25 protein-coding genes and 1 pseudogene are annotated in these 25,015 nt (G+C 37.8%); 5 read left to right on the top strand and 21 right to left on the bottom strand.

Going from position 1 to position 25,015, the window contains the following annotated elements; all coding sequences use genetic code 11:
• Positions 1–234 precede the first annotated feature (234 nt).
• Entirely contained in the window at positions 235–417 is a 183-nt protein-coding gene (locus V7108_RS09245) for a hypothetical protein (RefSeq protein ID WP_335519540.1), read from the top strand.
• Between the two features lie 141 nt (positions 418–558).
• Positions 559–768: a hypothetical protein gene (locus tag V7108_RS09240; RefSeq protein WP_335519544.1), complete on the top strand. Its 210-nt coding sequence runs from the start codon at positions 559–561 to the stop codon at positions 766–768.
• Between the two features lie 86 nt (positions 769–854).
• Here V7108_RS09240 and V7108_RS09235 read toward each other — a convergent pair.
• Positions 855–971 (bottom strand): annotated as a pseudogene (locus V7108_RS09235) (ketopantoate reductase C-terminal domain-containing protein); the annotation flags it as partial.
• Positions 972–1,185: 214 nt separating this feature from the next.
• Here V7108_RS09235 and V7108_RS09230 point away from each other — a divergent pair.
• Positions 1,186–1,518 carry a hypothetical protein gene (locus tag V7108_RS09230; protein WP_335519547.1) on the top strand — a complete coding sequence of 111 codons (333 nt, stop codon included), beginning with the start codon at positions 1,186–1,188 and terminating at the stop codon, positions 1,516–1,518.
• Between the two features lie 350 nt (positions 1,519–1,868).
• Here the strand turns inward: V7108_RS09230 and V7108_RS09225 are convergent, their stop codons facing one another.
• The 3 genes from V7108_RS09225 to V7108_RS09215 form a co-directional block, all read right to left on the bottom strand.
• Entirely contained in the window at positions 1,869–2,069 is a 201-nt protein-coding gene (locus V7108_RS09225; protein WP_335520722.1) for a hypothetical protein, read from the bottom strand.
• Positions 2,070–2,612: 543 nt separating this feature from the next.
• On the bottom strand, positions 2,613–2,981 hold the full coding sequence (locus V7108_RS09220; RefSeq protein ID WP_335567991.1) for a hypothetical protein: 369 nt from the start codon (positions 2,979–2,981) through the stop codon (positions 2,613–2,615).
• A 332-nt stretch (positions 2,982–3,313) separates the two neighbouring features.
• A complete protein-coding gene (locus tag V7108_RS09215; protein WP_335567990.1) occupies positions 3,314–3,736 on the bottom strand; it encodes a hypothetical protein in 423 nt (140 codons plus the stop codon).
• Positions 3,737–3,960: 224 nt separating this feature from the next.
• On the opposite strand from V7108_RS09215, the gene V7108_RS09210 reads away from it, so the two are divergent.
• Entirely contained in the window at positions 3,961–4,233 is a 273-nt protein-coding gene (locus V7108_RS09210) for a hypothetical protein (protein ID WP_335567989.1), read from the top strand.
• A 407-nt stretch (positions 4,234–4,640) separates the two neighbouring features.
• Here the strand turns inward: V7108_RS09210 and V7108_RS09205 are convergent, their stop codons facing one another.
• Both V7108_RS09205 and V7108_RS09200 read right to left on the bottom strand, forming a co-directional pair.
• Complete coding sequence (locus V7108_RS09205) at positions 4,641–4,913, bottom strand: hypothetical protein (RefSeq protein ID WP_335520457.1); 273 nt, start codon at positions 4,911–4,913, stop codon at positions 4,641–4,643.
• Between the two features lie 404 nt (positions 4,914–5,317).
• Entirely contained in the window at positions 5,318–6,004 is a 687-nt protein-coding gene (locus V7108_RS09200) for a DNA-3-methyladenine glycosylase family protein (protein WP_335567988.1), read from the bottom strand.
• A 432-nt stretch (positions 6,005–6,436) separates the two neighbouring features.
• Between V7108_RS09200 and V7108_RS09195 the strand changes: the two genes are divergently transcribed.
• Entirely contained in the window at positions 6,437–9,565 is a 3,129-nt protein-coding gene (locus V7108_RS09195; protein ID WP_335567987.1) for a S8 family serine peptidase, read from the top strand.
• 79 nt (positions 9,566–9,644) lie between these two features.
• Here V7108_RS09195 and V7108_RS09190 read toward each other — a convergent pair whose 3' ends face one another.
• The 15 genes from V7108_RS09190 to V7108_RS09120 all read right to left on the bottom strand — a co-directional run bounded on the left by V7108_RS09190 (position 9,645) and on the right by V7108_RS09120 (position 24,962).
• Positions 9,645–10,268: a fumarylacetoacetate hydrolase family protein gene (locus V7108_RS09190; protein ID WP_335519312.1), complete on the bottom strand. Its 624-nt coding sequence runs from the start codon at positions 10,266–10,268 to the stop codon at positions 9,645–9,647.
• A 97-nt stretch (positions 10,269–10,365) separates the two neighbouring features.
• Positions 10,366–11,064, bottom strand: coding sequence for a GNAT family N-acetyltransferase (locus V7108_RS09185; protein WP_335567986.1), 699 nt, complete (start codon positions 11,062–11,064; stop codon positions 10,366–10,368).
• A gap of 305 nt (positions 11,065–11,369) precedes the next feature.
• Complete coding sequence (locus V7108_RS09180; protein WP_335567985.1) at positions 11,370–11,996, bottom strand: nucleotidyltransferase family protein; 627 nt, start codon at positions 11,994–11,996, stop codon at positions 11,370–11,372.
• Positions 11,989–13,041 carry an XdhC family protein gene (locus V7108_RS09175; RefSeq protein WP_335567984.1) on the bottom strand — a complete coding sequence of 351 codons (1,053 nt, stop codon included), beginning with the start codon at positions 13,039–13,041 and terminating at the stop codon, positions 11,989–11,991. Before V7108_RS09175 ends, V7108_RS09180 begins: the two co-directional genes overlap by 8 nt.
• Before the next feature lie 113 nt (positions 13,042–13,154).
• A complete protein-coding gene (locus V7108_RS09170) occupies positions 13,155–14,396 on the bottom strand; it encodes an MFS transporter (protein WP_335567983.1) in 1,242 nt (413 codons plus the stop codon).
• A 4-nt stretch (positions 14,397–14,400) separates the two neighbouring features.
• On the bottom strand, positions 14,401–15,630 hold the full coding sequence (locus tag V7108_RS09165) for a benzoate/H(+) symporter BenE family transporter (RefSeq protein ID WP_335567982.1): 1,230 nt from the start codon (positions 15,628–15,630) through the stop codon (positions 14,401–14,403).
• Between the two features lie 91 nt (positions 15,631–15,721).
• Complete coding sequence (locus V7108_RS09160) at positions 15,722–16,969, bottom strand: ABC transporter substrate-binding protein (protein ID WP_335567981.1); 1,248 nt, start codon at positions 16,967–16,969, stop codon at positions 15,722–15,724.
• Between the two features lie 13 nt (positions 16,970–16,982).
• Positions 16,983–17,687 carry an ABC transporter ATP-binding protein gene (locus V7108_RS09155; protein ID WP_335567980.1) on the bottom strand — a complete coding sequence of 235 codons (705 nt, stop codon included), beginning with the start codon at positions 17,685–17,687 and terminating at the stop codon, positions 16,983–16,985.
• A 1-nt stretch (position 17,688) separates the two neighbouring features.
• A complete protein-coding gene (locus V7108_RS09150) occupies positions 17,689–18,438 on the bottom strand; it encodes an ABC transporter ATP-binding protein (RefSeq protein WP_335567979.1) in 750 nt (249 codons plus the stop codon).
• Complete coding sequence (locus V7108_RS09145) at positions 18,413–19,402, bottom strand: branched-chain amino acid ABC transporter permease (RefSeq protein ID WP_335567978.1); 990 nt, start codon at positions 19,400–19,402, stop codon at positions 18,413–18,415. Before V7108_RS09145 ends, V7108_RS09150 begins: the two co-directional genes overlap by 26 nt.
• Positions 19,403–20,257, bottom strand: a complete 855-nt coding sequence (locus tag V7108_RS09140) for a branched-chain amino acid ABC transporter permease (protein WP_335567977.1) — start codon at positions 20,255–20,257, stop codon at positions 19,403–19,405.
• 166 nt (positions 20,258–20,423) lie between these two features.
• Positions 20,424–22,793 (bottom strand): xanthine dehydrogenase family protein molybdopterin-binding subunit, encoded by a 2,370-nt coding sequence (locus V7108_RS09135; RefSeq protein ID WP_335567976.1) that lies wholly within the window; start codon positions 22,791–22,793, stop codon positions 20,424–20,426.
• Positions 22,794–22,812: 19 nt separating this feature from the next.
• On the bottom strand, positions 22,813–23,289 hold the full coding sequence (locus tag V7108_RS09130; protein WP_335516072.1) for a (2Fe-2S)-binding protein: 477 nt from the start codon (positions 23,287–23,289) through the stop codon (positions 22,813–22,815).
• On the bottom strand, positions 23,286–24,167 hold the full coding sequence (locus tag V7108_RS09125; protein WP_335516069.1) for an FAD binding domain-containing protein: 882 nt from the start codon (positions 24,165–24,167) through the stop codon (positions 23,286–23,288). Before V7108_RS09125 ends, V7108_RS09130 begins: the two co-directional genes overlap by 4 nt.
• Positions 24,168–24,206: 39 nt before the next feature.
• Complete coding sequence (locus V7108_RS09120; protein WP_335516066.1) at positions 24,207–24,962, bottom strand: maleate cis-trans isomerase family protein; 756 nt, start codon at positions 24,960–24,962, stop codon at positions 24,207–24,209.
• Positions 24,963–25,015 lie beyond the last annotated feature (53 nt).

The raw sequence follows: 25,015 nt of genomic DNA, 5'->3' as shown, positions 1-25,015 counted from the left end.
ACCGTTTTAAATAAGAAAAGGAACACCGCTGAAATTCTGTTTGAGCTGATGTATCATTTAGCTAAATAAGCAAACATTCTGTTGCCCGAACTTTTTCCTTTACACAACATCCATGTTTTGTTTTTTCACTTATTACCCTTGTATATCCTGGATTTCGAGACTGTATATGTCTAATGACTCCCAGTCAGGATCTTGGGCATAATACAATTTATATATAGTAGAGAGGGGGATCTTATGAGGCTAAGAAATGGAGATTTTTATACAAATATTTTGACCAATAAGGTATATAGGTTAAATGAAGATAACGATAGCAGCTGGTACTTAAGTTTGCGAGATAAAGAAGGTTATCATGAAACTGAAAAGATATCTGGGCGCGATATGATTAGGTTGGTAGAAGGTACTTATAAAAAAAGTTAATAACAAAAGATACCCCATTCATGTTATAGTACCTCTAATCAGATTTTTTTAGTGGAAAGAGGGAAAACTTGAAACAATATAAAATATTCCAAGGAAAAGGTCGCCTTTATGTCGAATATAGGAGATAAAGGGGATTATCCAATGAACAAAGTTGAGTTATTAAAAAAATTGTTAAATAGTAGTCGAGGTAATTTGTTTGCATTAGAGATTCCTACTACAAAAGAGAATGAAAATGAGATTCAAGATTTAATTAGAGTATTAGAAACAGAAAAAAGAATTAAATTAAGAGAAAATGTACAGAGAGAATACTCAGTTTATTTACAAGGAATACTTAAGTATGCATCCGAATAATCGGATGCTTTTTTATTGGGGGAATTTACTATAGCCATCCAACATTCTATAGCAGAATTACCCCCTTATTGAAGAAGGACCAAATATTATTGAACGTTCGGTCTTCCATTTTCATACGGTTTTAAAATCCCATACAAGGTTTCAATGACTGGAACCTCCACATTGTGTTCGGCTGCCAAACGAAGTGCCCCTCCTTGTAAATGCTCGACTTCGACTAACTATTTTGTCCAATGGTTGACGATACAAGATGTCTTCTTTTTAACGTAAATATGTCCCAGTGTTCACACAAGTTCCTCGGTCATCGCTGCTGAATTCTCCAAAATAACTAATAATAGGTAACCATCTTATCATACTGTTTTGCTACAAGTGTAAATATAATGAACCATGACCTTATTTTAAAAGAAAAGAGGTTATGGGATGAAGAGTAAAATACATCGGTGTAATTGTCGAAAGATCTGGTCTATCCAGAATCGAAAAAAGAAAATAACGGCTAAATCGATTTTGCTTAACGGCAATTGGAAGACAGAAGTAAAACCTGAGCGAAGGTTAGATCCAAAAGGATTCGTCATTACTAACGACACTCAGGACATCATCACAGATCCCCCGTTTGAATTACTAAAGCAATTTAAAAAAGCAACAAAGTTAATTTATAATAAAAACACCGTTGAGTTTAATTTTAAATTTGGAGAATTTTTATGGTTTGCGGAAGATGGAAGCTGTTATTTGTTAAATAGGCTGGATAAGATGTAGCTGGGTAAGCCCTGCTGCATTTTTTCATTTATTTCGTGTCTCTAAACAGTTTAGGTACAGTATTTCACAAACATTCTTTGATTAAGAAAAATTTAATTAAAAAAGAGACTCCCAAAATCTTGGGAGTCCAAACAGTACTTATCTATTTAATAGGGGGTCAAATAGTGATTCCAATTATAATGTGTTTACGAAATCTAATATAGAGGAAATATTACTAAAATTATCCAATGATATAAGAGGAATTTGGACTAGGATTAACTCGTTAATCTATAAGATTATACAGCTGATAATTTCTATAAAAGAACGATTATTTAAAACACCTAAAAAAACAAATTTTTCGATAAAAGACTTTATTTATTGAGTAAGATTTTTTCTAATGCCTGTGCATTCTCTTTATCTAAAGTTCCGTACCCTTCCTTTACATTGCTGCTAATAATCATTGCTGTATCATTACTTTGATTGAACCAAATCTGGTACTCAAATAATCTTTCAGGCATATTCTCATCATACTTAAAAAACAGGGTTGCCTTTACATCTTCTTTTCTTGCCACTTTTTGACCGTGGGGACGGTTCTGGTGGCTTTTTTGGGAAATAAAATAAAATTCCCATTAGCAATGCTAGAAGGAACACTTTACAATTATTCTTTTTGTGACTAAATATGCTTTATATTCACAACACCAGCTTTTTTTATATACACACCTAATACCCAATTCCCATTAGGAAGATTCTTTCCCCTTGTACGGTGCCATCCCATTGGAACTCATGATATGGTGTCGGAGCATTTGTAAATGATCCTATTGTATCAATAAAACTTCCAATAGTACCATTAGGATTTCTAATTTTAATAATGGTTTCCCAAGTGAAGCAAAGCTTTTCGCACCGGAGGACTAAACCTAAACCAATGATTTCATCTAATAACAGTTTGCGATGCCAGTTAAAATCCCAGTTGTAAGATTAATTCTGCAGCTTTTTGCGCACCGTCAATCTTAATCTTTCGATCGTCAGGTTTTTTTCTATATTTTCCATTACTAATCTTGAAAGGGTTGCTTCGCCTGTTTTTGAAAACCTCGTTTTGACTCCTATGCCCATTCTTTCTAGTCGATCAGAAACAAGTTTTTGTTCAAAGTGCTCTTCCAAAGAAAATAGAGGAAATTCTTGTTTAATACAGCAAGCTCTGTCTTCGTTGTGCCCCCACCTTGATAATGCTTTTTAGCTTGTTTTCTGGCATTTGGCAGGAAAACTCCATAGGAACTGTCAACAATATCCTCTGGATACCCAACAAACAGAGTAAGATCCTCCACCCAGGGAGTTCCATTTCCGGTAATCCAGGCGAAATTCCAAAAATATGTACCTAATTTTTCAAAGGGATTTTTTGTTGTCGCATCAAAGCCAAAAAAATCATAAATCATGACAAAAGGTGCTTTCTTTTTCATGCCTGGATAGACTAGAAAAGTTAAGATCAAATCATAGGCTTCGTCTGCACTAATGAACTTTTTCTCTCCAATAATCTTTTTTATGGCAGCAATGCTTTTTCTCCACCCAATAGCACCCTGAACAAATATATATACACATTCAGTCCGAACCCATTTGACACCTTTTCGGCTAAGCCTTCAGTTAGCAAATTGCACTCCGGCAGCAGATTCTCGTCTGCCTCTACTATGATCCTAAGTGCCGGACCTGCAGCGAGCCAAGAAATTTCTATGTCAGAATTTTGTTTTCTGATTTCCTTGCAATTGCCAAATCTCTCGCTGCATGACCCAGACTATTGAACTGCTAATAAATAGTACATTCTTTTTTATGGGACGAAAATATTGGTTACCAATCCCTCTCTATCTTCAGCAATAATCTGTTTCCCTGCATATGATTCATAAGTTGCACCAATTCCTTGTAACCAATCCCCGATATTAGCCATCGTCGCTGCTTCTAGCCTGACGGGTTCTTCGTTGGATAAAACTTCCCTTGTTACACCGATAGCTTCTAAAATTTGTCCAATGGTCTGTATCCAAACCCCTTCAACTAAATTTCTTTCATAGGGGTCATGTTTGGCTTCCTCATCTTTGAGAAAAAGTTTGGTTAATAATAATACCTCCATTATTTTACCAATGGTTTGTATCCATATAGTTATTGAAATTTGTTTTTCAAGTTGTAAAATAATTTCCACATTATCAGTATTACTATTTTCCTTGATTTGGTTTTTATTTTCGTTTTGAGCATACAATGTATTTCACCCCATTCTTTATATAAGTATGCAATATCTGGGCAAATGCCAATGTTAAATTTATTTATGTACTATCAAGCGATTTCACAAAGGGCTCGAATGAGGATAAAGCATGCTTCCTACACATATAGTGAGTAAAACTACTTCACCTGGGTAGTATATGTTAGGGATAGTGTTCTTTCATATTTAACATATTCCCTATCAATAAACGAGGAAGTGAAAAGATGAATCAGAGTAAAGAACGCAATGACTTCGGTGGAAATGCAGAAGAAAGTGGCAACAATCAGGCTGATGGTATTGCTAATCAAGGTACCAGTGACTTTGGTGAAACAGCAGGAACGATTACTGATGCTGTTGCGGGTGCTATGATAGGTTCCCAATTTGGATTAATTGGTACTGTTATAGGCGGTGTCTCTGGCGGTGTGATTGGCAACCAGATGGTGGAGGAGGCTGAAGCAGGTAACGATTCAGCTTCCAATAATCGTGATGAGCAATAATATTAACGCTATTAACAAGTAGCCTTATTTCATAAGGATCCCTAACAACAATTTAACAAGCAAATGTACATTTTCCGTTAATCTCAGATGATGAAGAACTACTATATGGGGTGCTAAACGGTGAAATGTATAGAGGAAGAACTCAATAATGGGTTCTTTTTCTTCAGAAATTATATCACCATTAACATTTAATTTATTTCAACAAAAAGAGCATTTCCCCTTTTTGAAGAAATGCCGACAAAAAAATAATAAAAAAAGAAAATATAATAATAAGGTCTAGCTAGACCACGAAAGTATTAAAATAAACAATATTCACCAAATAAAACGCAAGGTATCTCCCAATTTTTGGTGTGTTCCTGTCACTTTTGCTTGTTATCTACAAATTTCTTCAACCGAACTTCTTAGAACTAATTCTGCTGCCTTTTTAGGTGTTTTACTATTAATTCAAGGTTTTCATCAATGTAAGTAAGCCTTTCCCTAGCGATGCGTGCCCATTCCGTATTTCCCGTCATCACCGAAACAAGATGTCTATAACCAATAGAATATTGGTTATAAATTCGTGAAATAATATAACCAGGTTTAGCTGATACCTCTTCTTTTTTGGTAATCCGTTCAATGTCTTTGTTTAACCATTCTGGAATCATTTTGGTTGATATATCTATAACCTTTTTATTATACATTTAACTTCCACCCACAATTTTTTACACTGGAATTAGTTAGAAAGCATCTACTGGAGGATAAAAATATAATTCTACAATTGTTATTTAGGATTTTTTTGGCTTGTAAGACGCCTCAGTGAGAGGTGAAACACAAAATACTTTAGTTTTAATCTTTACTATCTTTCTATTTCTTCCCCTCAATTTTTTCAATTACAAGGGTAATATGTAATAATATGTCTCCTTTGCATCCCTCCTTTTATTTTTCAAATAGAGTCACATAATGTAAGCGTCCTCAATTATATTCTACATAGATGATTAAGATTCCTTTGTATCAATATGGCTTTATCACTTCCAAATTTTAACACTTGAGATCCGTATAAAATCAAGACCAATCAAATAAAGCTTTTCGTAACCTTTAATTGGTTTCATGCTTCCTCCATGTGTATTTCCTTTTCGGAAAAAAGATCGTCGATTGTTTTGTATTTAATAACGTAATCCCTATTGACTGCTTCCCACAAATATAGTGAAGCAATAGAATAATAAGGCTTCCATTTCTCGGCTTTTTGCTCTAAAAAATCTTTTCCATTCGTTTCTTTATCAGCTTGATACAACCATTTGCAGGCACGTTGAAGGCCAACATCACCTAACGACAAAACATCATTTCTTACTAACGAAAAAATGAGAAACATTTCCGCTGTCCATTGCCCAATCCCTTTAACTTTTGTAAGTTCAGTAATTACTTCATCATTGCTAAAACGGTCTAATTGGTCTAATTTTAATTGGTTAGATAAAAATTTCTCGGTCAAATCTTTCATGTAATTGATTTTTGATCTTGAAATACCTGTTGCTCTTAATTCATCAATGGAAGCATTATCAATGGATTGAGGAGTAATTCCGTTACATAGTGCTTCTACCCTTCCTATAATCGTACCCGCAGCTTTTACAGAAAGTTGCTGTCCGATTATAGACTTTACAAGTGATTCATAACGATTTCCCTTAATCGGTATTTCAATGTTCCCAATTATTTGAATCAATTTACCCATAACCTTATCTGCTTTCCATAAAAACTGAACATCTTCATTTTTTAAATTCGCTTCAATCTTTATCTTCATCACTTTTCCCTCACCTATTTTTTATCAATAAATATACCATATTTACTTCCCTATTTTCCTTTTGCATTTTCTACTACCCAGGTTATGTTTTCTATTAGCTGATCATAGGCATTAGTGCACTAAAATTTTTTCGAGAAAATTCTATCTATTTTTCAAATATACCTTCAAGCAACATCGTATATTCGCCAATAACCTTGGATTTTCGACCACATCCTACATAATAAACTTCTGCTTAATTCAGAAAGAATAACAAATTCCAACAACCTAATAAAATTAGTACTTTTCCACCATGACCAAAAGAACTAGTCCATAAAATGGTAATTTAATATAGTGAAAGTAGACCGAATATTATGTCTTATTTTTATTAACCATTTTGAAGGGAGGATCTTCGTCTTGTCTACTATTTTTTTAAAAAACTAAAGGAGGAAGAACATGTCGAAAAGAAGAATTTCTGCAATTTTACTAGTTTCATTATTAGCAATTGGTAATAGCGGTTTTGCAACTACAGGTGGCATTACACCACAGCCATTAGATGTGCAAAAACCGACACTTCCAAAAACAAATCTAGTAGCTACAGATTTAATAGACGTTGATCCCAACAAAGAGGTTCGAGTTATCGTAGAAGTAGATGGTACTACCCCAGTTGAAACAGCAACCAAAAAAGGGGTAAAGTACGATAAGCTTTCTAAAGGAGAACGGAAGCAACTCGAGAAAGCGGCTAAAAATCAACAAAAGGCAGCAAAAGATAAAATCAAAGATAAAAAGATTACAATTGCCTACGAACAAGAATTTAATGCAGTCGTTAACGGATTTAGCGCCGAAGTAAAATATGGTGATATTGCAAAGATTAAAGAAGTAGCAGGAGTAAAAGGTGTGTACATAGCAACTGAGTATGAACTCCCAAATGAAGCACCTGATATGAAGTATAGTAAAGAACTAGTAGAGGCACAAGCGGCTTGGCGTGATTTTGGTTACGATGGTGAAGGTATGGTTGTGGGGATCATTGATTCGGGAATAGACCCGGAGCATAAAGATTTTCTATTAACTGATGAATCAAAAGGTGAATTATCAGAGGCTGAGGTTAATAGCGCTATTTCCGAGTTTGAACTACCTGGACAATTCTGGAATGAAAAAGTTCCTTATGGCTGGAATTATGCGGATGGCACCGAAGACATTATTGACGACAATGTTGACACTGGAATGCATGGTATGCACGTAGGTGGAACAGTCGCTGCAAACGGTGACGAAGAAAACGGTGGTATTAAAGGTGTTGCTCCAGAGGCACAACTATTAGCTCTACGAGTATTTGGTGAAGACGAAGCTACAACTACAGGTGATATTTATATTAAAGCGATTGATGATGCTATCAAACTAGGAGCAGACGTTCTTAATATGAGTCTCGGTTCTTCAGCTGGGTTTGTAGATCCTGAGTCTCCTGAACAACAAGCGGTGAAACGTGCCGTTGACAACGGAGTCGTTATGTCTATTTCTGCAGGTAACTCTACTTACTACGGAAGCGGCTATTTCCACCCCTATGCCTCAAATCCTGATTACGGAGTAGTGGGATCACCTGGTGTATCCTATGATTCTATTTCCGTAGCGTCATTTGAAAATACTACTTTAACTGTAGACGCAGCTAATGTTTCGATAGGTGATGGTGAAGCAAAGCAAGTAATGTTTTTATCTGCTGGCCAGACTGCCCCGACAGTAGGAACAAATTTTGAATTGGTTCATGCTGGAATAGGAGCTCCAGAAGACTTTGCGGGGAAAGATATGGAAGGCAAATTCGCTCTAGTTCAACGTGGAACATTAGGATTTGTTGATAAAGCTAAAAATGCTCAAGCTGCAGGAGCAGCAGGAGTAATTATCTACAACAATGCGGATGGAACCGTAAACATGGCAACTGAAGAGGCCATTAAGATTCCACAATTGTTTATGTTAAAGGCCGATGGAGACCGATTTGCAGAAGCACTTAAAGCTGGACAAACTGTAACAATAAGCTTTGGCGGCGAAAAAACTTCAGTACCAAATGTTGAATCCGGCAAAATGAGTTCTTTCACATCTTGGGGTATTACTCCAAACCTTGATTTTAAACCAGAAATCACTGCTCCAGGTGGACAAATCTACTCAACTGCTAATCATAACGAATACCAAATCATGAGTGGTACATCAATGGCAGCTCCACACGTTTCTGGTGGATCAGCATTAGTACTACAACGTGTTGACGAAGAATTTGGACTTCAAGGTGCAACAAGATCAAAACTTGCGAAGAAATTCCTATTAAACACATCTAAACCTGTTGAATTTGATGGAGCACCTGTATCTCCACGCCGACAAGGTGCAGGTTTAATGCAACTTCATGCAGCATTAGAAACACCAGTAACTGTAACTGACTTCAAAACTGGTGAAGCAAAAGTAGCACTTAAAGAAGTAACCGATAATGTAGTTACGTTTACATTAACAGCGGAAAACCACTCTAATGAAGCTGTGACTTATGATGTTAGCGCAAGTGCTCAAACGGATACTCCGGTAAACGCAGGTGTATTGGTATCAGCACCTAACCTTTTTGGAGCAATGGATTTAGGAGCAATTGCGACAATTAACGGTAAAGCTAGTAGCTCCATCGAAGTACCTGCCAATGGTTCAACGTCATTTGACGTAACTGTTGATGTAAGTGATTGGGATGCAGCTTTAAAATCTTATTTCACTAATGGTTATTGGTTAGAAGGTTTTGTAAAACTAACGGACCCAACTGATACAAATCCAGATTTAGTAGTACCATACGTTGGATTTAAAGGTGACTGGAATGCATCACCAATTGTTGATACTCCTGCTTGGGATCCAATGTCTTACTATGGATATACTGGGGTTTTGACTCATACCGGTGGTGGCAGCTATGATTACTTAGGTATTGACCAGGCCACTGGCAATTTAAACCCAGACCTTATTGCGATTTCACCAAATGGTGATGGAGAAAATGACAGCGCTACTTACATTTTATCTCTCATCCGCAATGCAAAACAATTTAATTTACGTGTAGTGAATGCAGATGGCAACTTAGTAAAAGAAATTGCGAATGAAGTAGATGTACGTAAAAACTACTATGACGGTGGAAGAGGAGCAATGTACTACCTATTCTCCGATTGGACATGGGATGGAACCATGCATAACGGCAAGCGAGCTCCAGATGGTCAATACTACTTGCAAGTAGAAGCGACGATTGACTATGATGGTGCAGAAGCTCAAACCATTACATTACCAGTAAAGCTTGATGTAACAACGCCTAAACTAAAAACAACACTAGGTGCTGACAATCAAACAGTAACAGTTGATGTAACGGATAAAACTAGTGGTGTTGCTTCCTGGTATGTAAAAGTTGACGAAAAAGTTGTAACAGAAAAACCTTATGTACATGGTGAAACTTCACACGTTCTTGCTTCGCCAGTAACAAACGGTCAAAAAGTTGAAGTCATTGCTGTTGATAATGCCGGTAACGTAACTAAGAACACTGTAAAAGTTGGCAGCAAAGGAAATAATGGAACTACAGGTAATAAAAAATAATTAAATAGTTGTAAAAAGGCTAGCAAACTATTATGGTTGCTAGCCTTTTATTATTTTTCATGATTCTTTTAACACTGGTTCACACTAATCTTATGATACTTTGTCCAAGCGTTTCTTCGCCCCATGCTAAGGAAAGGATGTCACCATCTTGAATGGGACCCACGCCTTCTGGAGTCCCAGTGAATAAGATGTCCCCTTTACCTAATCCAAAATGCTTAGCTGTGAAGTCAATGATTGTTTGCAGATTAAAAAGTAAATTTGTGATATTGCCGATTTGTACCTGCTGCCCATTTTTTAGTAATGAGAAATCGGTATTTTTACATGCAGCTTCTCCGGGAAATTCAATAAATTTCGTTAGTAGAGCTGAATTCGGAAAACCTTTTGCTAATAACCATGGATAACGCTGTTCTTTTAATTGGTTTTGTACATCTCTTAAGGTAAAATCAATCCCCAGCGCCAGTTTATCCACAATTTCATCGACAGTAATCCCTTTTTCATACTCTTGTCCAATATGAAGGACAAGCTCCGTCTCATAGTGCACGGACCCTCTATCTCCAGGTAAAATCACCTCTTGACCATTTGCTTCAACAACAGCATGTGTTGGCTTAGAAAATAAAAATGGAGAAGTTGGTACTGCATTATTTAATTCTTTTGCATGCGAAGCATAATTTCTTCCAATACAATAGATATTTTTGATATTCATTAAGTTTTAGCCCCTTAATAAATTTTTAAAGCCTTGATTATTCATTCACCACACCATATTACTTCAATGCTTTTTACCTTTTAAATCGTTTTTTATCTCAAAGGATCTTCACCATATAATCATATGGATGTTCGTTTATTTCAATAACTTTATCCTTCCTATAGCCAATCCGTTCGTATACCTTCTTTGCATGCGGATTATCTTGAGCAACATTTAACGAGAGTCTTGAATATCCCTTTTGTAATGCTGTTTTTTCGGCTTCCTTTAGAAGCTTTGATCCGATTCCATTGCCTCTAAACCGATCAGCAACACACAGTGTGTCAACATAAAAATCCCCTTCGTCGGCTTCCTTATCCAAGAATATCTCTTCATTCTGTCTTTTCTTTCTTAATCGTTTTAATATAGGCTCGTCTAATCGAGAGGCAGCCTCTCCCGGATAAGTAATCACAATTCCTGCTGCTTCTCCTAAAATATCTGCAACAATCGTATTTTTGTAGCTTAGACGATTGTTCTCTTCGCGGAAGAAATGCGCTAGTGTTTCACGGATATTTTCATTTTTCGTTTGTCCAGTCAACTTCTCAGCGATATAAGCAATTGCGATATGAATGAGTTCTGCAGCTTTCTCGGCATCCTTTTTCAATGCCGCCCTAAATCTCAAATCTTGGGGAATGATTTCTTCCCAAGTCATTCCATAGGGTGCACCACCATCCGTATATCCTGCAATAAAAGAGAAATTATCGTTTGAATCTTCCTCAAAATATATGTTTTGTTTATAGCGTTTTGTTTGTTTTTTCAACGATTTCCCTCCGTTGTGTTTGTCCCCATCTTTCAACTGAAAGTATGTTTGCATCAATCATTAACTAAGATTCGGCCGGGGCACGTTTATCTAAAATTCTGTCCCAGCTATCAAGGTTTTTCACAGATGAATTATACCATATTCGTCATATTTCCTTTTATTGGCAATTCCCTGTATTTTTCAGCCGTTTCCGCCGAAATAAAAACACTCGCAAACATTGACATACATTTGTGAGTGTTTTAACGTATTATTCAGTTGAAAATGAGGTTTAGATTAGATTTTGTTTCACTATCCTTTTTGTTACCTCATTTCTTTTCACCATCGTTTATTCCTCGATCATATTTTAAAAGTTGTGCACATTTTTGATAATCTTCAGGTGTATCAATATCCATACCCCAAAATAGGTGATCAAATGAAAGAATTTTTGTATCTTTTATATATTTATTTATGATTTCTTTACCACCTTGATCACCCTCTAAATTTAGAAATTCATCATATAAGCTGTTATCAATTAAAATGGGGTGACCGAAATTGCCTTGATATTGGGGTCGTACAATAAGCGTATCATTACAAAACTGTTCAATCATAGATTGTAGGACCAAATCTGGAACAAATGGCTGATCTGCTAAAAAAATGATGGCTGCATCTGTACGATACTTAATATTTTCAATCCCTATTTTTAGTGAAGAAGACATTCCTTTTTCATATCTAGGGTTATAAATATATTCCACATTTTGTAAATCAGAGGTTTCTGTTTGAAACGCCTGCATATGTTGACCCGCAATTAAACAGATTGGCTGCAAGTGATTTCTTATTGCTTGTTCAAGTGGATAACGAAAAAGTGGTTTTCCTTTTAGGGACAGTAAAAGTTTAGGATGCCCCATCCGTTTAGACAATCCAGCAGCAAGAATGATGGCCCCAATCTTAGGCATGAATCTTCAATTTCCCTTTCAGTGATTTCCCCTCACGATTGGATCGTACCGCCATCAATTCAGAAACAATACTTATTGCCACTTCTTCCATGGTTTCTGCACCTATATCTAAACCAACAGGTGAAAAAATATCTTCTCCAATGGTTAGATCCGCTCCTATATTCAATAGCATTTCTTGTGTTCTTGATACAGGACCTAAAACACCAATGTATTTCGGATTACTTTTTAGGGCTAGATGGAGAGCCTCTTCATCGCGACTCTGCAAATGATTCATAATCACCCACCATGCATTTTTCACATTTACTGGATTTATGTTTTCAGGTATTTCAACAAAATGATGTGCCTCAGGGAAGTAGCGTTCTTTATTAAAATCACTTCGTGGATCTAGGACGGTTACGGAAAAGCCTGCTTTTGCAGCAAGTTCAACGACTGGTATTGCGTCCTTACCAGCACCTGCTACGATTAATTTTTGGCTTGGACGAATGGCATCAACCACAAATTTCCGCCCATCCAAAGTGACAATTTCAGCTCGCTTTTGTGATTTGAGGCTCTTTCGTGCACTTTCGTACACCATAGAAGGAAGGTAATCGCTGTCACCAATGATATCTCCATATTTTGTTACGATTGCTTTAACTCCTGTTTGTATTTCTATAATAAAGGAAAATTCCTCTTCGTCGTTTAACAATTTGTCCGTTGACTTCCAAAAAGGATCCTCTTTTTTTGCCGGAAGGATGAGAATTTCTAATGAACCTTTACAGCCAATTCCTAAACCCCAGATTTCGTTATCACTTAAATCATAATTTATTATTGTCGGTATCCCTGTTTGCAGCGCTTTCTCTGCATGACCGTAAATATCACCTTCTAAGCACCCACCCGAGATTGTTCCAATCATTTCAGCATCCTCTGCCATCATCATTTTAGTTCCTGGCAATCTGTATGCTGAGCCATTAACACCAATTAACATAACAATCGAAGCTTTTTTATCCTTTTCCCATACAAATTTCATCGAATTCATGATTGTACGAAATTCTTTTAATTGTGACATACTCTAGTTCCTCCCCCTTGTAAGTGTTACTCTATGGTAATAATATATTGTTTAAAGAATATTATCAATAATCTGTTAATTTATTAGATATCGTATATCCTTAGTTGGCATGTTCAATCTAATATCTGCTTCATATTAATAGTTTGGATGAGAATAGCACTAGCCAATAGGAGTATAATACAAAGCCACAGCGTTGATATATAGTCTAATGAAAGGCTAAATAATAATCCTGGAATCAACGAACCGAATGCAGCTCCAAATTGGTGGAAAAAGCTAACCATCCCAAAAGCAGAACCCATTCGATTGATTCCAAATATTTTGGAACAAAGCATTGTAAAAGGAGCAATCGTTGCGATATCGGTAAAACCATATAAAAGTGCAAATGTAAATAATAGGATGGGATGATTGATAAATAGCAGAAACAGTAACGCAATTACCCTAATGGAAAACAATATACAAAGTAATTTTTTATTATTAAATTTATCAGAAATATACCCTACTATAATGGTTCCGACGATATTGGCAATCCCATAAACCATCATTGCATTACCTACTAGTATACGAGAGTATCCCTTTCCTTCCCCTAAGGGAACCATATGTGTATAAACTAGGCCAACATCGGTGAAGCCGCATATAAAATAGGTCATACAAATCACCCAGGTAATTGGATAACGAAATATAGAAAATATCGATTCACCTTTTATTTTTTCATTTTGCTTTGATTTATTTCTTTCAATAACAGCATTTTGAACCGGGTGGTCCTTGAAAAAAAGTGCAAACAATGGGATTAATAGTAGGGCATATACACTGCCATAGAGCACAAACAGCCATTTCCATCCCATCTTTTCGATCAACAGAATATTAAGCGGGGTATAAACCATAGGTCCTGCTGCCATTCCAACAACTACAATACTAATCATAAGCCCCTTTTTTTCCTTAAACCAACGAACAATTGCAACAGAAACAGTTATATTTGAAGCAAAACCAAACCCAACAGAGCCAATCAATCCGTATAGAATTACGATATGCCATATGTTTGTGGCAAAATAGGATCCTAATAAGCAAAAACTCATTAATACCATACTGTAGGTTAATACTTTTCGTGGACCAATTCTATCAGCCAGTCTACCAGCAATGGCAATACTGATACCGTATATAAAAAGACTCGTAAAGGAAACGATACTTACCCATAAACGATTAACAGAAAATGATTCTTCCCAAGGTGTAACATATGTTCCAAATGTACCGCGGATTCCTAAAGTGGCAAACATAGCTATAAAAGATAAAACAACTATGAAATATCCATAATAAATTTTCGGCTTATTTTCCACCGCTGTAAGAGCCGCCTTACCCATGAATTCACCCCTTTCCGACCTGCTTTTCTACATTTCTTTCTATAAAGTTTGCAATTAACGCTCCTGCAACTAATGCCCAAACAGGTGCACTTATATAAAATAAACTTATGTTTGACATCGCAATAACAAACGTAAAGGTAACACTCATCATCATTTTTGGCTGCGAAAAACTCAAATTTAGGCTGGAACCCAGTACTCCAAATAGAGCAAATCCAGCCAGCATTGATACAAATTCACTTGGTAATGCTTTAATAGCAGGCACCGTCCACCAGGAAAAAATACCAAACATTATGATTAAAATTCCCGATACAATGGCGGCAATATACCTTTTTTCTTTAATACCCGTTTCCTCTCCTGAGCAAATAGCCGTCATCATTCCCGCTACATTTGCAGACTGACCGCCAAACAAATTAGCAAACAGAGAAAATATCCCGCTTAACGTAACAATTCTATTAATAGGAGGCTTAAAGTTGTTTTGTTCCAATGCGCCTATTCCGGGTGCCGCATCATTGCTCAAGATTAATAAGGCAAGAGGTACTGAAACGGTAAAGATAGTTAATAGATTAAATTCCGGCAGTTGTATTTGCGGCATGACAAAACCAATGTTACTTTCAGCTGGTGAATCAAAATTATATGTTAGTAACAGAACGATAAATCCTGAGAAAACCGCAGCTATGACGGGCGGAACACGTAATTTCCACTTTGAAAACAAAAAATATGTAAGTAAAGCGGTTCCCCCTATTAGTGGCAGGTGTTGTATGGAAACAATTAATCTTACAACATAGCTTGTAATGATTCCTGCCATCATCGCTGCAATAATTTCCTTTGGAACATATTTCATAAATTTTGAGAACAACCCTAGTATGCCAACTAGTAAGATTAATAGACTTGTTATGATATAACTGCCGATTAATTGATTGTAAGGGACCTGTGAAGTGATTGTTGCAAGAAAGGCAACTCCAGTAATGGAGTGGGCTCCTACAATGGGGATTCGATAATATAATGGGAGGACAACACTAAAAAGCCCTCCAAAAAAATAGACGGAAAACATCCAAAAAATCGTTTGAGCGTCTGTAAAATTGCCATTTGCTGCTGCTTCTAATATAATAACGGGCGGACCAGTGGCTGCCAGTAACCCAGAAACAATACCTGCCGAAAGATTCTTTGGATGAATTGCTGCAGTTGAATGATGTATCGAAGGTAAATTTAGTTTAGGGAAACCGATTTTCCTCATCTGTACACCTCCCAATATTTTAAATAAACAAAGAGGCAAGTTACTTGATCATTGCCTCTTTGTCTTTTATTTCTTTACTATTCTGAAATCTCTATTCAAGAAAATCTGCAGTAAAAAACTCATTTTGCTTCCATTCGCCACCTTTAACTTCCATTAAGGCATAGGAAGCTAATACATTTCCGTGTTCGTCAAAGTCGATGGGGCCAGATGCACCTTGATAGTCGATATCGTTTCCTGCACGAAGTTCCTTAATTCCTTCTTCAAATGTAGTGACTACCTTGCCTGGAGGGTTCGTAACTTCACGGATTTTTTCATTGATCGCACTGCCGCTTGCTTCACCTGCTGCTTCCATAGCCAGAGCAGAGGCAATTAATAAGTCATACGTATTGGCATTATAGTATCCGCCAGATGGTTTAGCTTTAAACTTCGCTTCGTACTCCTGGTTGAAACGTTTGAAGCCTTCATTATTTTCATCTTCCATTGGAATAATCGTCTTAATTCCTTCTGCGATATCCTTTCCAATAACATCAATAAATTCTTGTACAGCAACGTCTGGTGTTACATACCATTCCCAATTGTAACCTCTTTGCTTTGCTGATTTAAAAATGGTAGGTGCAGTATCAATGGCACCAGAATAATAAACTAATTTTGGATTCGCATCAGCGATCTTTTTCAATTCACCATTGTACGTATTCTGACCTGTATTAAAGGTTACCTCCGCAAGAATCTTCCCGCCCAAACTTTCATATGTTTCTCTAAATTTCTCCACATCACTTTGGGCTCCTTCATAGTTTCCTACCATAACGGCTATTTCTTTCACACCGCTCTCAATTAATACCTTTGCACGAACTTCACCAATGGTTGAATCTGAAGCGGCTGTTCGGAATGCATAATTTCCGCCAACCTTATCAAGTTCTGTTGAACCTGCAAAAGCAGACATGATCGGCACTTTTGATTTTGGCGCTTCTTTTAATAAAGCAAGCATAGATTCTGTTTCAGGTCCAATCGCAGCAACAGCCTTATCTGCGTTTACCAGCTTTTGATACCCTTTAATGGAGCCTTCAACAGTAGAAGCTGTATCTACGTCGATAATATTAATTTTCTTCCCATCTAGGATTCCACCTGCTGCGTTAATTTCATCCTTTGCCAAAAGAATAGAATTGATATTTTCTTTTGTAAATGCTCCGAGCCAGCCAGTAAGTCCTGATAAAAATCCGACATTAATATCACTGCCACTGTTAGAACCACTATTACTTGAACTTCCTGTAGAGCTTGCGCAGCCAGTCATTACTGTTAATGCCGTACAAATAGAAATAGCAGCCATCGATACTTTTTTCATTTCCTTATCCCCCTTAGTGGCCCAAGAATAGTTCTTCGAAATTTTCTTCTTCTAAAAATTGCTTTCCAGTCCGTTCCATTTTAATGATTCCAGAGTCCATTAAATAAACGCGATCAGCATGCTTTAAAACTTCTTTTGGATTTTCCTCAACGACCCATATCACTGTTGTACCTTTATCACGAATTTCAACAATCATGTTGATTAACCCTTGAATAATTTGAGGAGCCAATCCGGTTATCGGTTCATCTAGGAGGAGAAATTTAGGGTTCACAATCAATGCACTTGCTAAAGCTAACATCTGTCTTTCTCCACCGCTTAAGGTTCCAGCTTTCTGATTAATCCGTTCTTTTAGGCGTGGAAACATCTCCAACATCTCATTTATTTTTTCCTTAGGTTTTTTTAGCGTGTACGCACCCATTTCAAGATTCTCGAAAACCGTTAATTCCGCAAAAACATTTTTTCGCTGGGGGACATAACCTAAACCCATCTTTGAAATGTCACTTGGGGAGCCATTGTCAATCCGCTTCCCTTGAAAGGAAATCGAACCGCTCATGACAGGAAGCAAACCACTAATAGTATGCATTAAGGTTGTCTTCCCTGCTCCATTAGAACCAATAATCCCCACCATCTCCCCTTGATTTACATGGAGATTGAGTCCATGTAAAATGGGGATTTTTCCATAACCAGAAACCACATCTTTAACCTCAAGAAAGCTCATCTTAACTCGCCCCCAAGTATACAGATTTAACCTTTTCATTATTGGAAATTTCTTCTGGAGTACCTGAAGCGATGAGCTCTCCATTTGCAAGACAATAAATCCGGTCACATATACGATAGATAAAACCTAGATTATGGTCAATAACAAGAAATGTCATTCCTTCACTTCTAAGTCTTAAGATGTGTTGAACCATTTTATCAAGCATGATTGGATTTACACCTGATGCAGGTTCATCCAGGAGCATGATTTTTGGATTTGCCATTAACTGGCGGCATAGTTCCAGCAATTTCAACTCTGCCGCACTTAAATTTTCCGCAAGTTCATTTCGTTTTTCATATAAGTTAAATTGTCGAAGCAGCCCACAAACTTGATCATAATGCTCTTGCTCTTTGCGGATAATTTTCTTCTTTTTATAAAAGATAGAGAATAATCCTTCACCAGCATTGGAAGGCACTACCATTAAGTTTTCAAGCAAACTTAGTTTTGGAAAACCGACTGGAGTCTGAAAAGTCCTTAATAATCCCTTTTCCACTACAGCTTCGGGAGTAGAAGTATCAATTTTTTCATCCAAGAAGGAGATTTCACCAGAATTGGAAGCTAGAAATAAACTAATCATATTAAAAAGGGTTGTTTTTCCTGCACCATTAGGACCGATTAATCCAACAATTTCCCCTTTATTAACCTCCAATGTTACGTTTTTAACGGCTTGAACGCCTCCAAAGTTTTTACTCAGCTCCTTGACTTGCAGCATTTTTCCCTACTCCCTTCGGTTCTAGGATTAACGAATTATCATGGAACTTAAATAGCTTCTCAACAGATTTAAACTTCTCAGCGATCAATCCCTGAGGAAGGAAGCGAAGAACAAGAACCAGCATCATCCCAGAGATAAACTGACGTAAGCCCGCCAATACAACGCTATATTCAGCTGGTACTGGAATGAAGCGTGTAGCTTCTTGAACAAGAATAAGTACGAAGGCACCAATGACAGCTCCACGATTATTACCGATTCCACCTAATACAAGTGCTGTCCAAACCGTAAACGTTATAGCAGAGGTAAACATATTTGGTGCAATGATGGACATGTACCAAACATAAAAGCAACCCACTAAACCAACCATGGAACTACTTAAAACAAACACTTTTAACTTTGTAGCAAATATTTTCTTACCTATCGATTGCGTTACGATTTCATTTTCACGAATAGCCCTCATATAACGCCCCATTGGAGAATCGGCCAACCTTTGGGCAAAGAAGTAAAAGACAGCCAAACTTATCAGGACCAATCCTGAGAAAAATAACATGTAATTTGCACCAGGGATAAGCTCCTGAAATGGTTTATCTAAACCAAAAAATCCAATGTTTCCATTTGTTAACCATTCTTCATTAACAGCAAGAATTCGAATGATTTCAGCGAAAGCAAAAGTTGTAATTAATAGATATTCATTTTGTAAACGAAGTGAAGTATAGCCGATAAATAAACTTAGTAACCCAGTGATGATAACCGAACCAATCACACCGGCGAACATCGGGAGCCCGAGTCCCTCGGGAGCATCAATGGTGAGCAATGTGTAGGAATAGGCACCAACTGCAAAATATCCAACAACCCCTAAATCCCACAGTCCTAGTAGTCCACCATTGACATTTAATGCCAACGCCAGCATGGCATAAATCCCACCTAATGCTATGAGACCTGATAAAAAGACTAGAATCTCCATTTAATGTGCACCACCCTTTGACAGTCCTTGAGGACGGATTAAAAGGACAAGAATCACAATAACGAATGCTATTGCTGTTCTATATGATGTAGGGACTATCACCGTACTAACATCCATACTCAATCCGATAATTAATGCAGCAAGCATCGTACCGTATAAATTCCCCATACCTCCAACAATAACAACTGACATGATGATCAAAATCTGCTGCCAGCCTAACTCCATATTAAGTGTGCCCGACATCGCCAGTAGAATGCCGGCTAATCCTGCCAATCCTGATGATAGTAACCAAACGTAATTTGATAGTTTCTTAGAATTTATTCCTCTTAATTGTGCTAAATCGCGATTTTCTGCCATGGCTCTGAAACCTTTGCCATTTTTTGTTTTTGTTAATATAAAATGAAGACCAACGACACACGCCACCGAGATAACAATAATCAACAATTCCTGAAAGGAAAGAATCTGTCTGCCAAACAATTCAATCATTTTGCTCGTCTCAAGTCCAAATGTTCGAATCTGCGGACCTACTATTGCCTGAACAATACCGTAAATTACCCAAGAGAGACCTATGGATGTAAAAAGTAATACTAGAATTCCACTTTTCCTTACTGGAAAATAGAATACCTTAGCTAACAATAGCCCTAACACAGCTGTAGCGATGACGGAAAGGACCATTGCCAGAGCAAATGGAAGGTTGAGCACGCTTTTAAAGAGATAAGCCATATAAGCCCCTATTAATAGCATTTGACCATGTGCTATATTTAAGAAGTTTTCTGTTTTCCAAACCATCGAAAAACCAATGGAAGCAATGATTAAGATACAACCAGTAATAATTCCATATATAACGTATTCCATCTTCAGCCTCCCCTACATTCTTTATACATGGTTTTTATCCATTGACAGTTCAAGGGTCAGACTCGTAAATAAGGCTGGTCTTACCCTTGAATAGATTTCTTTATTATCACTAAACTTATATTGTTTACCGACTAAAAAAATTTCTAAAAAGGTTACTAGATTCCTCTTAACTTAGGACACTTTCTGCATTTTCAGCTTCTTCTATTAAACTTCTTAGTTTATTAGGGCTAATTGGGAGAGTGTTTATTTCTATTTTTAATGGTCTCATTGCATCACAAACAGCATTGGCGATTGCAGCTGGCGGGCTGATGGCACCACCTTCTCCCACTCCCTTAATCCCCATCGGATTGTGTGGCGAAAGATACTCTTGGTGACCCATTTCAACTTCAGGGACCTCCATTGCCGTAGGAATTAAATAATCCATATAGGTTCCGGTCACTAATTGGCCGTTTTTATCGTAAATAATTTCTTCATAAAGTGCACCACCAATACCCTGTGCAACTCCACCTTGAATTTGACCATCGACAATCTTAGGATTAATTACACGGCCACAATCATGAACGACAATATAACGCAAGATGTCGACAAATCCTGTTTCCTTATCAACCTCCACAACTGCTATGTGAAAGCCAGACGAAAATGTCACGGTTGGAGGTACAAAGTAGTAAGTCGCACTCGCACCTGGTTCAATTCCTTTTGGAACCTTGCAGCGAGGACCCGGTTTAGCAGCCTGAGCTATTTCTTGTAAAGTAACAAATTTGGCAGGCATATTTTTCAAATAAACTTTACCGCCATTCATTTCTAGTTCATCTATTGAAACTCCAAGCATCTGGCCAGCAATGAGAATGAACTTTTCTTTTAATTGTTTGGAAGCGCCATGAACCGCTGATCCAGCCGTAACTGCACCCCTGCTTGCAAAAGTACCCACACCATATGGCAACAGACTTGTATCTCCGGCCCGTACTGATACTTGTTCTGGATTTACTCCAAACACATCAGCACAAATTTGGGAAAAAGTGGTTTCATGACTTTGGCCGTGTGGACTAGAGCCAACCCCTACCAAAATATGTCCAGTGGAGTCAACTTTGACAGCAGCACCTTCAAATGGACCAATACCTGTTCCCTCAATGTAAGACGAAAAACCAATCCCGATATTTTTATTGTTTTTCCTAGCCTCATTTTGTTGTTGACGGAATTCCTCGTACCCGGCTATTTTCATTGCTTGCTGCAACGATTTTACGTAGTCACCATTTTCCAAAACCATATTTGCACCATCGCGGTAAAAAATACCTGTTTCATACGGCATTTGATCAGGACGAACAAAATTCTTCATCGAAACTACTACCGGATCAAGATTTAACTTGTCAGCAATCATATAAATGATTCGATCCATTACGTAAACTGCTTCTGGTCTGCCTGCCCCGCGGTATGGTACGTTTGGTGTCTTATTGGTTAAGACGATTCGTCCGGTTATCTCATAATTTGGAATGTGATACATTCCCCGCAAATGTGCGGCCGAATTGTAGGCACAGCATAAAGCAAAGGAGTTATGTGCTCCATTATCTAAGAGGAACTGATCTTTCAATCCAAGAATTGTTCCATCATTTCTATATGCAACTTCAACGTCATGTACCTGATCACGCGAATGTCTGGTACTCTGCATATGCTCAAGACGATCTTCAATCCACTTAACTGGACGTTTGTATTTCATCGCAAGATACGGTATGATAATTTCCTCTGGATAGACCGCACATTTCGGACCGAATCCGCCGCCAACATCTGGGGCAACAACACGTATATTGCCTTCGACCAACCCAACGAGCTTTGAAAGATAGGACCGAACCATAAATGGTACTTGAGTAGATGACCAAACATCAAGTTGTTGATTTCGTTCTTGGTACTCGGCAATTACTCCTCTGGTCTCAAGTGGATTTCCCGATACTCTTGGAGTTTTTATTCTTGTTTTTAAAATGTGATTTGCCTGCCTAAAGACATGGTCAACATCTCCAACTTTCACCTCAAAATGTGATTGAATATTATTACCCAGCTCTGGATGGATAACAGGTGCGTCTTCCTTTATGGTTTCATAGGGATCCGTAATTACAGGCAAAGGCTCATAGTCTACCTTGATTAAAGCAAGTGCATCCTCAGCAACATACCGGTCTTCTGCTAATACAATCGCAACCGCTTGACCGACAAATGTTACCTTGTCTTCTGCTAACATGGGTTCAGGGTTTTTCTTAATCGTGGGCTTTATATCAGCTTCTAGCTGCGGAGGCAAGGTGAATTCTACAAATTCAGTGAAAGGTTTTACTTTTCCTTTTAAATCAGCAGCAATGATGACATCAAGGACACCCTTATAATTCTTTGCCTGTGAAAGATCAATGTTTTTTATCCTTGCATGTGCATAAGGGCTTCTTAGAATCGCTGCTTCGACCATATTTTCAATTCGAATATCCGCTACAAACCTTCCAGAACCAGTAAGCAGCCGATAATCCTCTTTTCTTTTTACATTTTGTCCAACAAATTGTTTCACGCTCGGGTCCCTCCTTTGGTTAACATTTCAGTACGTATGCCTCTTTCACAGCTTTAATAATATTGCTGTATCCAGTACAACGGCAAAGGTTACCAGAGATCGCTTCACGGATTTCATCATCTGTTGGTAAATCAGGATGAGTTTCCATGAAGTTTTTTACAGACATTAGAAAACCTGGAGTACAAAATCCACATTGTAACGCATGATTGTTTGCAAATGCTTGTTGAATCGGATGTAAAGTACCATCTACTTCAGCAAGGGATTCCACTGTCTCAACTTCTGAGCCATCCGCCTGGACAGCAAGCATTAAACAGGAACGAACAGGCTCACCATTTAGTAATACCGTACACGCTCCACACACACCATGTTCACAGCCAACATGTGTTCCAGTCAGGCCAAGTTTATCTCGCAGATAGTCGGATAAAAGCCATCTAGGCTCAATCTCTTTTTCTATCACTTTTCCATTTACTTTCATTTTGACGTTACAATTGCTCATGCGATTACTCCTTCCCTAGCCCGATCAACCGCTTTATATAATGCCCTTTCTAGTAAAACACCTGATAAATATCGACGGTATTCCTTCGAGCCGTGTATATCTCCTTCTGGATCCAATTCATCTAATTGAAGAGTAGCTGCTTCTTTGATAATGGAATAGTCAGGCAGCTTTCCTATTAAAAATTCCTCTGTTGCTTCAGGGACAAAAGGAACCGAGTTTGCACCGCCTAGTGCAATTTTTGCATCAGCTATCGTCCCATTATGATCAAGCTCTATGACGGCTGCTACCTCTACTAGAGCGAAATCCCCATGCCTCCTAGCAACTTCTTCAAAGGCGTATCCACTCCCCTTTTTGATTTTTGGAAAGCGAATTTCCTTTACAAGCTGATTTGGTTCTAACGTCGTTAATAAATAACTTAGAAAAAATTCCTCAGGTGATAAGGTCATTTCCCCCTCACTTGAAACAATAACGATTTCGCCTCTTAAGGCAGTTAACATACATGGCAGCTCAGCGGAGGGATCAGCATGGGCGATGCTTCCGCCAATCGTGCCCCTCGATCTGATTTGATTGTGTCCTACCCAGCGTATTCCTTCCGTCAGTAGCGGGCATTTTTCCTGAACCAATGCAGACTTTTCTACATCCACATGACGAGTCATCCCGCCGATTACAAGGGCATCTTCTTCTTCTCTGATTCCTTTCAATTCTTCTACTCTGCCAATATCTATTATGTAGCCAGGAGTTGAAAGCCTCATGTTTAATAAAGGAATCAAACTTTGGCCTCCAGACATAATCTTGGCTTCGTCTCCATATTCAGCCAGCATATTTAGAGCTTCTTGGAGATTATTAGGTCTTAGATAGGAGAACTTTGGGGGCTTCATTATGATGACCTCCTTTTACTAGGTTCATTTTTTCGATTATTAATATTTACCTGATAATAAGCTTCCAGCGTTAGGGACTGATGTCTCCAGCTCCAATTGCTTTAAAATTTTATAAACCGTTGAAGTGGCAGCAGTTAATACTGGAATACCCAGCTCATCTTCGACCTTTTGGACTGCTGGAAGCGATGGCATTTGTACACACGCAGAAAGAACGACTGCATCAGCTCCTTTAATATTTAGCTTTTTTGCAATCTCAGGAAGATTATTTGGATCTAATCGCCCAACTTCTAAATTATCCGGTACCTCAAGGCTGATCGCATCAATTACTTCAATTCCACTCTGTTCCAAATAATCAATTACCATCTGAGTTAAAGGTTTCATGTATGGGGTAATAATAGAGACTTTCTTTGCATTTATGGTTTTTATCCCCTCCACTAATGCTCCAGCACTACTGATTACTGGGACCGCACCATCATTTTCAACCGTTGCACCATACAACCTTTTTTCCGAGCTTATATGGTAGCCCGCTCCCTGACACATGATGGCAACCAGACACGCATAAGCAAGAACATCACAACGTGCATCAGATAATTCCACCGCACATCGGTCACTTTCCACATCCATTTTTGATAATTCCTCTTTTGAAACGTGCTTCATTCTCATCCTGCTAGAATGAAAGGTGAAAGAGATTTTGGAAGATTCTTTCATTTTCGCGTACAGCATGGCTGGTATTTCAGTTTCCATTGTTGTATTAGAACTTGGGACAATTAGTCCTACTCGATAATTTCTTGTCATTCTCTTAACAACCACCTTTAATTTAGTTTATATATGTTCTTCTGCGATTTTCT

It is taken from the genome of Neobacillus vireti, from assembly GCF_036962345.1.
Lineage (GTDB): Bacteria > Bacillota > Bacilli > Bacillales > Cytobacillaceae > Neobacillus > Neobacillus vireti_A.
The sequence above is the reverse complement of the archived record's forward strand: the minus strand, read 5'-3'. Positions and strand labels throughout refer to the sequence as shown.

Bases quoted from the DNA above. Each gene is read 5' to 3' on its own strand.
- V7108_RS09160 (WP_335567981.1), bottom strand. From the start codon at position 16,969: ATGAAAAAAGTATCGATGGCTGCTATTTCTATTTGTACGGCATTAACA.
- V7108_RS09130 (WP_335516072.1), bottom strand. From the start codon at position 23,289: ATGAGCAATTGTAACGTCAAAATGAAAGTAAATGGAAAAGTGATAGAA.
- V7108_RS09165 (WP_335567982.1), bottom strand. From the start codon at position 15,630: ATGAGGAAAATCGGTTTCCCTAAACTAAATTTACCTTCGATACATCAT.
- V7108_RS09195 (WP_335567987.1), top strand. From the start codon at position 6,437: ATGTCGAAAAGAAGAATTTCTGCAATTTTACTAGTTTCATTATTAGCA.
- V7108_RS09145 (WP_335567978.1), bottom strand. From the start codon at position 19,402: ATGGAGATTCTAGTCTTTTTATCAGGTCTCATAGCATTAGGTGGGATT.
- V7108_RS09140 (WP_335567977.1), bottom strand. From the start codon at position 20,257: ATGGAATACGTTATATATGGAATTATTACTGGTTGTATCTTAATCATT.
- V7108_RS09120 (WP_335516066.1), bottom strand. From the start codon at position 24,962: ATGACAAGAAATTATCGAGTAGGACTAATTGTCCCAAGTTCTAATACA.
- V7108_RS09205 (WP_335520457.1), bottom strand. From the start codon at position 4,913: ATGTATAATAAAAAGGTTATAGATATATCAACCAAAATGATTCCAGAA.
- V7108_RS09210 (WP_335567989.1), top strand. From the start codon at position 3,961: ATGAATCAGAGTAAAGAACGCAATGACTTCGGTGGAAATGCAGAAGAA.
- V7108_RS09155 (WP_335567980.1), bottom strand. From the start codon at position 17,687: ATGAGCTTTCTTGAGGTTAAAGATGTGGTTTCTGGTTATGGAAAAATC.
- V7108_RS09230 (WP_335519547.1), top strand. From the start codon at position 1,186: ATGAAGAGTAAAATACATCGGTGTAATTGTCGAAAGATCTGGTCTATC.
- V7108_RS09180 (WP_335567985.1), bottom strand. From the start codon at position 11,996: ATGCCTAAGATTGGGGCCATCATTCTTGCTGCTGGATTGTCTAAACGG.
- V7108_RS09150 (WP_335567979.1), bottom strand. From the start codon at position 18,438: ATGCTGCAAGTCAAGGAGCTGAGTAAAAACTTTGGAGGCGTTCAAGCC.
- V7108_RS09125 (WP_335516069.1), bottom strand. From the start codon at position 24,167: ATGAAGCCCCCAAAGTTCTCCTATCTAAGACCTAATAATCTCCAAGAA.
- V7108_RS09175 (WP_335567984.1), bottom strand. From the start codon at position 13,041: ATGTCACAATTAAAAGAATTTCGTACAATCATGAATTCGATGAAATTT.
- V7108_RS09245 (WP_335519540.1), top strand. From the start codon at position 235: ATGAGGCTAAGAAATGGAGATTTTTATACAAATATTTTGACCAATAAG.
- V7108_RS09170 (WP_335567983.1), bottom strand. From the start codon at position 14,396: ATGGGTAAGGCGGCTCTTACAGCGGTGGAAAATAAGCCGAAAATTTAT.
- V7108_RS09200 (WP_335567988.1), bottom strand. From the start codon at position 6,004: ATGAAGATAAAGATTGAAGCGAATTTAAAAAATGAAGATGTTCAGTTT.
- V7108_RS09240 (WP_335519544.1), top strand. From the start codon at position 559: ATGAACAAAGTTGAGTTATTAAAAAAATTGTTAAATAGTAGTCGAGGT.
- V7108_RS09190 (WP_335519312.1), bottom strand. From the start codon at position 10,268: ATGAATATCAAAAATATCTATTGTATTGGAAGAAATTATGCTTCGCAT.